This window comes from Prosthecobacter sp., assembly GCF_049294395.1.
GTDB lineage: Bacteria > Verrucomicrobiota > Verrucomicrobiia > Verrucomicrobiales > Verrucomicrobiaceae > Prosthecobacter.
This window is the reverse complement of sequence record NZ_JBAQCR010000237.1, coordinates 1-1588: the sequence shown is the minus strand read 5'-3', so window position 1 is coordinate 1588 and position 1588 is coordinate 1. Positions and strand designations below refer to the sequence as shown.

The 1588-nt window shown below is 65.9% G+C and carries 2 protein-coding genes; one reads left to right on the top strand and one right to left on the bottom strand.

Annotation, left to right across the window (positions count from 1 at the left end):
* On the top strand, window positions 1-1320 hold a 1320-nt coding region (locus WAW39_RS16325), incomplete at its 5' end, for a TonB-dependent receptor (RefSeq protein WP_422320253.1).
* Here the strand turns inward: WAW39_RS16325 and WAW39_RS16320 are convergent.
* Window positions 1321-1588 (bottom strand): aminotransferase class IV (locus WAW39_RS16320; RefSeq protein ID WP_422320252.1); only part of this gene is annotated, 268 nt, incomplete at its 5' end.

The following is a 1588-nucleotide window of genomic DNA, read 5'->3' as shown; positions in this document are numbered from 1 at the left end:
CCGTCGTTGAGCGGTGCGCCGCTGACCGGCTATCGCGACCGGTTCTTCGGCGTCCCCGGCGTCAACCGCACGACGCTGGAGGCGCACATAGCGAAACTCCGGATCGACGGCGCCCTGTCGAACGCTGTCGAGGTTTCAACCACGATCCTCTATGGCGACTACGACAAGGTCTACACCAACGCCTTCGCCAACGGGCCGGCCTCATCGCAGAGCGGCACGGTCCCGCTGGCGGCCTACACCGATCCCACCACCCGGCAGAACCTGCTGATCCAGAGCAACCTCGTCTGGGACGTGTCGGGAGGGGGGACGAACCACAGGATCCTGTTCGGCTTCGAATACGGCGACCAGGATTCCGCCAACCGGCGCCGCAACGGCGTTCTGTCCAGCTCCACCCTGAGCCTGGCCAATCCGGTCCTTCCGACGGTGACGTTCCCGGCGCTCAACCGCGACACGATCTCGAACGTCGGGTCAGTTTCGGCCTATGTCCAGGACCAGATCAGCCTGGGCGACCACCTTCAGGTCGTCGCCGGCCTGCGGTACGACCGTTTCGACATCACCGGCGTCGACCGGCAACCCAACCCGGACCGCCCCTTCGCCCGGCTTGACGAAAAGGTCTCGCCGCGGCTGGGGCTGATCTACAAACCACGGCCCGAGGTCTCGATCTACGGCAGCTACAGCCAGTCGTTCCTGCCGCGCTCGGGCGACCAGTTCCTTGCCCTGTCGACGACCCAGCAGAATCTCGAGCCGGAGGCGTTCACCAACCACGAGATCGGCGCGAAATGGGACATTCGACCGAACCTCAATGTCACGGCCGCTCTCTTCCGGTTGGATCGCACCAATGCGACCACTCCGGATCCGCAAAACCCGACTGTCACGATCAATGTCGGCGAGACCCGCACCGAGGGTTTCGAACTGGCGGTAACCGGCCGGGTACGGTCCAACTGGCAGGTCAGCGGCGGTTACGCCTGGCTGGACGCCCGCCTGCAGGGCAACGACTCGGTTCGTCTGGCCCAAACGCCGAAGCACCACTTCAGCCTGTGGAACCGCTACGATGTGAGCCCCCGGTTGGGCTTCGGCCTCGGCGTCATCCATCAGGCCGGGCAGTATGCGGCCATCCGGACCTCGGCGGCCACCACGCGGCTGCCCGCCTTCACCCGCGTCGACGCCGCCGCCTTCTATCGGGTCAACGACGAGGTCGAGCTTCAGCTGAACATCGAAAACCTGTTCGACACGACCTATTTCCCGGACGCGCACAACAACAACAACATCTCGACCGGGGCGCCGCTGAACGCACGGCTGACCCTCAGCGCCCGCTTCTGACTACTGTAGACGCACCAGCCGGCTGTACTCGTCCATCAGGCTGAGGCTGAGGTCGCCCGGGGTGAAGCGGTCGTCGCCGATCTCGCTCACCGGGGTGATCTCGGCCGCCGTGCCGCACAGGAAGCATTCGCTGAACCCGGCCAGCTCCTCGGGCCGGATGTGGCGAACCTCGACCTCGAGGCCGCGCGCGGCCAGCATTTCCAGCACGGTCTGGCGGGTGATGCCGTTCAGGATCGCCCCGTCGGCGGGCGGAGTGATCAGCCGTCCG